This window comes from Xenorhabdus sp. PB62.4 (assembly GCF_014467285.1).
Taxonomy (GTDB): Bacteria; Pseudomonadota; Gammaproteobacteria; order Enterobacterales; family Enterobacteriaceae; genus Xenorhabdus.
In genome coordinates this window covers 1-8803 of the sequence record NZ_NKHR01000048.1, presented here as the reverse complement: position 1 = coordinate 8803, position 8803 = coordinate 1, and the positions used below count along the sequence as shown (strand labels likewise).

Below are 8803 nucleotides of genomic sequence, written 5' to 3'. Positions count from 1 at the left end.
AAGGTTCATCAGGCGCAGAACTCATCGTGGCGCGGGTATCCATACTCATAGAGACGCCGGATAGATTTAAGCAAGCCAACCATACATCAAAATGAGTGTTGCAAAAACGGGGAAGACCATAGATTTGGTTCGCCACCCGAAGACGATCCTGACAGACGATGGATCGATTTTGTAGAAAAAGATATTAATGGTTGGGTAGGCAAGAGTCAAACCGTTAACGATTCCTGTCAGCCTTATTTTTGCCTGAATTCTCGTGCGTATTCCGCTAGTTCCCCCATATTTCGCCAAAATCAGGCGAAAACTCCATCTAATTGGTTAATTAATTTTACTGATGAGTGTGTACAATAGATTAACCTGCCGGATAAAAAAATCTAACATTACAAAGTACAAATAATGATAAACAACAAGGAATCGCTGTACCTGCAAGAGCGTGCCTATTTGCGGGAGCTGGCACAGTGCATAGCGAAAGAGTCACCGCATCTGGCCGATTTTCTGGTTTCATCCCATGATCCCGATATTGCGCGTGTTTTTGAGGCTTTTGCTCTGCTGATATCCAATGTACGGGAGAAACTGGAAGATGAATTTCCCGAAATCACCCACGGTATTCTCGCGCGCATCTGGCCGTTAGCCCTGTGTCCAATCCCGCCCATGACCGTAGTGCAGTTTACGCCTACCGAAGATGAGCATCAGGGCAGCGCCGATATTCCGATCGGCACGTCGGTGTCTGCCAGCCTCAACGGGCAGTTGCTCGACTTTAAAACCTGCCGTCCCCTGCATATTGAGCCGTTAATCGTGCAACAACGCACAGTAAAGAAAACCGGCACTCACAGCGAGATCATTCTGACTTTGTGTCAGACGGGCACAACATCTCCGGTTTGGCAAAGCGGCTCGCTGACCTTTTTCCTTGGCACCGACACGGAGCGCGCTGCCCAGCTTAGCCTGTGGCTGGATCAGCATATTTGTGACGTCAGCCTGAACGTACAGGGTAATAAACAGAGGAGACTCAGTGCGTTTCCTTATGGCTGGCATAGTCTGTTTAATGACCCGTTGCTACCGATGCCCAAGAGTACCTATTCCGGCCTGCAACCGTTGGTGGAATATTATGCGCTGCCTGCACTTTATAACTTCGTCACGTTGGACATCAGCAATGAGCATACACAAGTGCCGCTGAATGAAGATAGCATGTTTGAGCTGATTTTTCGTTTCGAGGGCGAATTGCCGCTGGATGATGTCGACGGGGCGTTTTTGTTGGGCTGCGTGCCTGCTATTCATTTGGAAAACCAGACCAGCCCGCCGATCCTGCTGGAAACGGGTAATCACAGTTACCCGCTGCCGTTGGGCGAATCTGTGAGGTTATTCCGGCTGCGGGAGATTCAGGTGGTGCAACAGCCCGATAACGATGAGCAACGCGGAACACCTTATCGCTGGCTGCCGATTGAACAGTTTGTTCCGGCCGGGCATTTTCTCGATGACGGCCAGCAACCTGATTACTTTTATTACCAGCTTCAGACCACACAGGATTTCCTGGGCAGAACCGGGCACCGGCTGAACTTTTTTGATTTGACTGGCAGACCCGCAAAAAACTTACCCGATATTGCCATCTCGTGCCATTTCATCGGCTACCACGAACAAGCGCTGACACTGGCACAAGGGGCGATCACAGTGACACAGGAAAGTTCACCGTCTCATCTTGGTGCGCAGAATATTATCCCGGTCATGACCGATTACCCGCCATTGTTACAGGAAAATAGCGGCTGGCCGCTGCTGTCCTGCCTTTCCAGCCCGCCGGTGATGTTATTTGCTACCGACAGCCTGAAACAATTCCTCCGCCTGTTTGACTCGCATACCGAGACAAATCGCCCACTGAGCCGCCAATTCCGCCAACATATTGACGGAATTGTACAGGTGGAAGAACGCCTGACCGACCGATTGCGGGTGGGGCGACCGGTTCGCGGGTATGTGCTGTCACTGACGCTGAATCCAGATTGTTACCGCACTCCCGGCGAGATGTACCGCTTCTGCCGCTTAATCAATGAGGCGGTGGCCTGTTTTATCAGCCAGTCTACCTTTGTCATGCTGGAAATGTTTACCCCGGACAGTAACAAAGTGCTGTGGCAGTTCGGGCATGTCGATGGGTTACGCCCGGATATTGGGCGTACTCGTGCCTGCTTTCACGCCCAGCGATTGGTCACTGATGTTGTCGCCTGTCACCGAACTGATGATAGACCGGCCGCAACCGATGCGGTTTTGTCGTCCCGAAGCGTGTAGCGAAGGTAACAGCGAAATCCCATTTACATTGGGTGAGCACTTGCTGGCAGTCTGGCTACGTTCTCCCTACGGACTGAAAGTGTTAACCAGCTCACTGTATTGTGATTTATGGGAAAATCACGGCGCGATGGCGAAGCAACTGGATAAGCCTGAAGGCAGTTTGGAACCCCGGATTGAACAGTGGTTGCGACAAAAACTCGAAGCCGGGCAACGTATTGAAAAAGTATCCAGTCGGGATTACCTGCTGACGATGGAACAAGAAAAAGAACAGGAGAAAGACCAGTGAGTAATGAGAACTCGATTTATTGCCCTGATTGCCAAAAAGTAGCTGAGCGTGTTGCTCGTATTCGGCTTGTGGCAGATTACACAGGTAAACCTATACCTAACAAGGAATACACGGTGCTAAAGGGGGAAGCAATAGTAATTCAAGGAGTATCTGATGGAAATGGGGTTAGTAGCGAAGAGGTTTTAGCGACCATACCTCTTTTTGTCGAAATATCTCCCCGCTTTCCTGTCAGAAATGAAGAAGTCGAATTTTTTAAACAACATCGATACGATAGCTTAACATTGAACAGATGCACTAAGTCTCTCGCAGAGTGTAAGCCTTATCTTGATAAGACATATGGAAAAGTGGTTGATGTACCGATACTCACCGCAGAATGTCTCTGGTACCGATACCAAAAAGAGGCCGAAGAGATTGTGGGGCAAGGTGGTGAACTGATTGTAGACCCCATAGCGCGTAATAAACGCATTAATCAGACTTACGCTAATGTATGGTTAAAGGACAACCGTTTTCAATGGGCTGGCCTTGCAGCTTTTGCTTCTAAGCAGGTGGGATGTGGGTTGGTAAATTTTTCTGATACGGTCGAAAATATGGAGGGGGATGTAGTGGCCAAAAGCCGTGCGATGGTGGGCGCAGCTAAGGTGGGAGTACATTCCGCTCTTCCTCTGTTTTCACCATTTATGTCCACTTTTTCAGGTACAACTTTTATTCAAGATATAGACAAAGCTATACAAGATGGAAAAGCAAGTATAGAAGCCAGCAAAAAAAATAAAGTAACTGAAGTATCAAAGTACATACAAATAGCCACGGTATCCGGTGCAGTTGCCGTCGAGGGTGCTACATACGCAACATTTAAGCGTTCGTTTAATATGATGGGGATTGGAAATGCAACGTTATTTCTGGATGTATATCCACTTCATGCTTTTTACCACCAACGCGGATTAAAAGAGCTCGAAGCTTGTATAGAGGAACGTCAAAATATCCAAGGTAATAGCAAATTCCCAATATTGTGGCCGGTAGATGAAGATACGTTAATTTTTGGTTATAACTTTCCAAATATTCTACTTGCCTTTAAAGCAATAGACGAAAAAAGGCTTGCCGATGGCGTTAGGCACCTCGCTGACCACGAGCAAAAGAATATCCTAGAAGCCATCATGTACAGTGATTGGTGGTTAGTAGGAGCATTGTGGGGTAATCAGGTGTTCCATACTCTTGGTGACACATCTATAACACAGCCTGTTGAACTACCGCTAGCGGCTCAGTGCAAGTCTACTAATGATGGCAGAACAATCGAATTTACCAATGGTATACTGGATGGTCTCACGTCCAGGCTCTCCAATGTAGAAAATCGTATGGAATTTGTCTACAAAGCAGCAACGCGTTTTGATGAGATGCTACGGGGTGATGAACGAAGAGTGATCGCCGAATCGTTGAAAGAAATTGCTTCAAATGGAGGTGTCAAATGAGTCTACTAAAACGCATGGGGCAACAACGTAAGCGTTTAATATTGGCATTATTAATCATTCTGAATTTAACCGCCGCTTATCTCTACCATGCCTTTTATTCCCGTGAACCCGCCGAAATAGCCTTGGTGATTGGCGAACCTTACGAGGCGATGCGGCAACGCTCCAGTGCTAAAATTAGCCCACCATATGATAATAGCATCGGGTTCAGAATCCCAAAAACGGATGCACGCTTACGCTTTACCGATCCGAAATACGGATTTATTACCCCCCCGGCCAAATTTTTCACTGTTTCCTACAATAGAGGAATCATCGAGACCGTACGAATGTCTCCACAAATCGAGCCATTACTTTACGATGATGCGATTAAGATTGTATTGGATTTACAAGATCAGTGGCGTAAAGCAGGCTGGGTACTTACCAAAGCTAAAGAGCGTCCGGCTTTGGCCAACACACCCGAATTGCGTAACGATCTTCGCAATAGGAAAGGTTCAGCAGGGACAACCTATTGGCAAGCGGGAGAACAGTATCAGGTCATGTTGATTATGAGGCGTTTCAGAGATGACCGACACCCACGCGAAGAGCGATATTTGATCACGCTGGCGATTGCTGAGCCGTGGGTAACGAATTATTCAGACTGATGCGCTGCACTTGTCTTCTCCGATTTACCGGGCTAATGAATTAACTCGATAAATCGGGGACTGCACAACGTTTTGATGATGAGTTGTTACACAGGAATAGTAAACGAAATCTGATCGAAAAATCGATACAAACAATTGCTTCAGAGCGAGGTGTAGAATGAGTTTATTGCAAGGCATAGACTTGCAGCGCAGTATTTTAGTTTTATCTTTGCTTATCATTCTAGGTCTAGCAGGCATCCATCTCTATCATGCCTTTTACTCCAACGAATCTGAGATAGCTCTGGTGATCGGTGAGCCGTACGAGGATATGCGACAACGTTCCAGTGCCGCTATTGATCCCGACCTTCCTGATAAAATTTGGTACAATATTCCAAAAACGGATGCGCGTTTGCGTTTTACCGACCAGAAATATGGATTTGTGACACCGACTGCCCGATTTTTTGTTGTTAAGTATAATAATGGAATAATCGAGAGTGTACGCATATCTCCACAAACTGAGCCGTTACTCTTCAATGATGCGATCAAGATTGTGCTGGATTTACAGGATCAATGGAGTAAAGCTGGTTGGGTATCTGTTTATGATAGGACGTTTCCACCTCTGGATAATACACCAGAATTGCAGGCTAAACTTCACAGTTTAAAATGTTCTGAAACAACCTATTGGCGAGCTGGCGATCAATATCAGACTATGGTGAATCTGGGATGTTTTAACGACAAGAGGCATCCTGATGAAGAACGATATATGATTACTATGGAGATTGCCAAGGCACGGTAGTTACTTACCATTATAGGCAGGTGATAACGTAATCTCAGATGAGTACAAGAATATTATTTTTACACTCAACTGCTTGGCAACAATCATTTTGACCGTTAAGATTGACACTGACGCGCTGCGCTTGTCATCTCCGAGCTACCGGGCTAATACATTAACCCGGCAGTACGGAGAGCTGAAAAAAATAACCGTTATTGTCGATTCTCTTTATATAACTGCACCAATTTTCACGGGATAACGGGGTAAATGACATATTTATTATATATTTCATTGTGTTACTCTATCCCATGTTATCCCAGCTTATCCCGTGACATAACCTCACAGTTTTAAATTACTTTAAATTCAAAGAATTAATACCTACCAGAGAAAAGACTTTTTCGGGATAACTTCCACTGTCACAATATCTCTTTATTTGTAATCACCTAATGTTACGGGATAGTGCGGGATAATACGGGATAAGTAAAATATCTATAACTAACTGATATATTTTAAAATAAATATTCCTTATCCCAATATCCCGTTATCCCAACGTTTTTTTCTCTTGCATGAGGTCAATCCTCATCCCTGAAAATCAACACCACAAACCGCCCCTGAGTGCCGTTCACTGAAATGGTTTTACTGATAAAGCGGTCTTTCTCCGCTTTAACTAACATTCCGGCCTCTTCTAAGGCTTCAAAGCCGGATTTCTTCTGTAATCCCTGCAATATTTCTGCTTCAAATACACTGGGGATAATGTGATATTCCGCCTGTCCATCATGACGGCGGTTATGCACCAGATACCCGGCAAGATCATTAATTCTCATGGCGTGTGAGGTATCAATATCCCCGTTTGGCCTGCCGTAGGTATAAGGCTGAAAGCGTGACAGCCCGTATTTCTGGATAAAGTCACGAGTTCGCGTTATTACCTGATATTTTTCCCGGTTTCCGATGCCAAAATCGGCTAACCAGTCATCGAAACTTTGTTTTACCGCAGCATGACTCGCTTCTTTACTCCAGCCGGTGATATGGGTTGCCAGCTCTCCAACGGCATCCAGTAACGCGAAACGCACGGCAACGCGCTTGACTTGCGCTGAGGCTTCTTCTGGCAGGCTATCAAGCCACTCTTTTTCTTTACGGGCAGTCATTTCTATTGCCTGCTCCTGATACTCAGACAACCATTGAACCCATGCCCGACCCGCTGCACCACAATAACGTTTGGATTCCCGTTTGATGGCTCTTGCGTGGGAATCACCATCCTCATAGCCATTGAAGCATGCTGTATCAATAAAGGGCACACTGAGCAGCCTGACAAGCTGTCCGGCTTTTGGGGTGATCCCGCCTTTTATCAGAAACGTTTCTAAATCTTCCTCGCCTGTTGAAAGAGCAGCAATCTTCCCGCGGATCACAGCACGGTTCCCGCCTTCCCGTTTTCCCTGAATTTTACCGACACCGTTAAACAGACTGTAGGCACTGTTAGCGACTTCTTTCGGGTTCGAGCTTTGCCCGATTTCATCAATCGGCATAAAGCCATCATTACGGGCTGCGGCTTCATTGTTTAAACCGTGGTTAGTACCGTGCCATGATAATTTCAGTTCTTCGGGATCGCCGTATAAGCTGCTGGCCGCCTCAACGGTGGTGGTTTTCCCTGCGGAGGATTGGGCGAATAAATACACACCAAAGCAGCTCCCGCCTGTCAGTGAATTAAGTGGGGCAGACAATCCCACCAGTACGCCCAGCATCATTGAGCGGTTGCCTTGCAGTAATGACGCAACGTGTGTTTTCCACTGTTCGGCGCTTCCCCTGACCACATAACCGGCAATGGCAGATGTGCCGCCACTGAACGCGACAGGCATATAGGGCTGGCCGATGATCTCACCGTTCGGCATAACATATGCTCCGCAGTGCCAGCCTGCCTTTTGTGTCACAATCCATTCACGGCGATCGCCGCTGCGTTGCAGATATTCAGCCAAAACAGGCAACAGACTGTTTTTTACGGTGATGTTCATTCCTCGTGAACGTAATCTAGCCCAACCAACGGGCATCCCGATTTCACGGCGTGGAAGTGCCTCAACGATATATTTTCCTGTGCCTTCTTGTCGTAGCTTGATAATGAGATAACCTTCGCTGCCATCATTGCCAATGCCAACGATTTCCATGTAATCGCTCAGCCATTTTTTAACTTCGACGATTTCGCCACCTTGTTCTTTCGGTTCAGCCCAGTAAATCCCGTTCTTGCGGATATACTCGTGATGGTTTTAACAGCCGCTGGAAAAAAGCCAGAGCCGCCGCAATCGAAAAGTTCCCTGAACTGGACTTTAACTTCACATTTCATGATCTGAAAGCAAAAGGAATTTCAGATCTGGAGGGTACACTGGCCGAAAAACAAAAAATCACTGGACATAAAAACATTACTCAAACGACAAGATATGATAGGAAAGTGAGTATCGTTCCGGTCGTTGGGGGACAAAAAAAGTAAACGGATGGTCAAAAAATATAGTGAAAGAATATAGTGAACGAATAGTGAAAGGTGATTTGTGTCATGAAAAAAGCCACCTGAAAAGGTGGCTTCTTCTTACCCTAACTCACTGTTTAACAGCAAGTTTTTATTTGGTGCCAGGGCGGGACTAGCAAATAACTATAACTAACTGAATATATTAATTTTATATTTAACTGATTGTTATGATGCCCCTTTTTATGCCCCTGAATTATTTTGCTCTTTTTCTCATTCATTGCGCTTTCTGTTAGCTGGTATTCCCTGCCAATGAAAGATTTCCCAATAATTGCACTTATGTCATTTTGAGACTTTTCTTACTGTCTTCGTACCATTACTATTGCCTCGTAATCACACAAAGACGGGCACATAAGAAAACATGAGAACAAAATATTTGCAGAGTATATCAGAACCCATCATTTGCGGTAAAAGAGGAAGCCGAGCTTAGATTAATGACTGACAACGAATTTCGTATTCAGTAGTAGGTCAGTACGTTTAACGTTCCAATCTTGTGAAAAGGTTGCAACACCATTCGTCGGAACCTATGGAGTGATTGAGGAAGCAGTTAACTGATAGCCCTGCCAGTAAGAAGATTTCCCCGTCACCGTGATCACCTGACCTCTCTGCAACAGCATCACCGACAGCGCCATCTCATCAAAGCCCACGACACGCAACGGATAATCACTGCGCTTATCACTCTGTGCCTGCATGGTAGCAACTGCCATCACCTTACCTGTCTGGCACTTTATACGTTTGGGAGAAACAGTAATCTTGCCTGCGACCGTGGAAACTATCGATTGTGAATTCTTTTGCTTTCTTCGTGCCATTTTCCATCACTTTTAGATGGTTGGTATTTCAACCATGATAAAAATCAATCAATTATATGCAAATGAATCACTGCGACCG

At 45.9% G+C, this 8803-nt stretch carries 7 protein-coding genes and 1 pseudogene; 6 read left to right on the top strand and 2 right to left on the bottom strand.

Annotation, left to right across the window (positions count from 1 at the left end; translation table 11 throughout):
- Positions 1-393 precede the first annotated feature (393 nt).
- From Xenpb_RS18660 to Xenpb_RS18640, 5 genes are all read left to right on the top strand, one after another.
- On the top strand, positions 394-2268 hold the full coding sequence (locus Xenpb_RS18660; RefSeq protein WP_187655648.1) for a type VI secretion system baseplate subunit TssF: 1875 nt from the start codon (positions 394-396) through the stop codon (positions 2266-2268).
- Positions 2240-2554 (top strand): hypothetical protein, encoded by a 315-nt coding sequence (locus Xenpb_RS18655; RefSeq protein WP_187655647.1) that lies wholly within the window; start codon positions 2240-2242, stop codon positions 2552-2554. Before Xenpb_RS18660 ends, Xenpb_RS18655 begins: the two co-directional genes overlap by 29 nt.
- Positions 2551-4017: a hypothetical protein gene (locus Xenpb_RS18650; protein WP_368666848.1), complete on the top strand. Its 1467-nt coding sequence runs from the start codon at positions 2551-2553 to the stop codon at positions 4015-4017. Before Xenpb_RS18655 ends, Xenpb_RS18650 begins: the two co-directional genes overlap by 4 nt.
- Positions 4014-4655: a hypothetical protein gene (locus tag Xenpb_RS18645; protein ID WP_187655646.1), complete on the top strand. Its 642-nt coding sequence runs from the start codon at positions 4014-4016 to the stop codon at positions 4653-4655. Before Xenpb_RS18650 ends, Xenpb_RS18645 begins: the two co-directional genes overlap by 4 nt.
- A gap of 157 nt (positions 4656-4812) precedes the next feature.
- Entirely contained in the window at positions 4813-5430 is a 618-nt protein-coding gene (locus Xenpb_RS18640; protein WP_187655645.1) for a hypothetical protein, read from the top strand.
- Between the two features lie 548 nt (positions 5431-5978).
- Here the strand turns inward: Xenpb_RS18640 and Xenpb_RS18635 are convergent.
- Positions 5979-7595 (bottom strand): DUF927 domain-containing protein, encoded by a 1617-nt coding sequence (locus tag Xenpb_RS18635; protein WP_368666849.1) that lies wholly within the window; start codon positions 7593-7595, stop codon positions 5979-5981.
- A 47-nt stretch (positions 7596-7642) separates the two neighbouring features.
- Here Xenpb_RS18635 and Xenpb_RS20185 point away from each other — a divergent pair.
- Positions 7643-7882: pseudogene (locus Xenpb_RS20185) on the top strand (integrase); the annotation flags it as partial.
- 557 nt (positions 7883-8439) lie between these two features.
- Here Xenpb_RS20185 and Xenpb_RS18630 read toward each other — a convergent pair.
- Positions 8440-8724 carry a hypothetical protein gene (locus tag Xenpb_RS18630; protein ID WP_187655644.1) on the bottom strand — a complete coding sequence of 95 codons (285 nt, stop codon included), beginning with the start codon at positions 8722-8724 and terminating at the stop codon, positions 8440-8442.
- Positions 8725-8803 lie beyond the last annotated feature (79 nt).

Coding starts and splice junctions, on each gene's coding strand:
- Xenpb_RS18660 (WP_187655648.1), top strand. CDS start 394: ATGATAAACAACAAGGAATCGCTGTACCTGCAAGAGCGTGCCTATTTG.
- Xenpb_RS18655 (WP_187655647.1), top strand. CDS start 2,240: ATGCGGTTTTGTCGTCCCGAAGCGTGTAGCGAAGGTAACAGCGAAATC.
- Xenpb_RS18645 (WP_187655646.1), top strand. CDS start 4,014: ATGAGTCTACTAAAACGCATGGGGCAACAACGTAAGCGTTTAATATTG.
- Xenpb_RS18640 (WP_187655645.1), top strand. CDS start 4,813: ATGAGTTTATTGCAAGGCATAGACTTGCAGCGCAGTATTTTAGTTTTA.
- Xenpb_RS18630 (WP_187655644.1), bottom strand. CDS start 8,724: ATGGCACGAAGAAAGCAAAAGAATTCACAATCGATAGTTTCCACGGTC.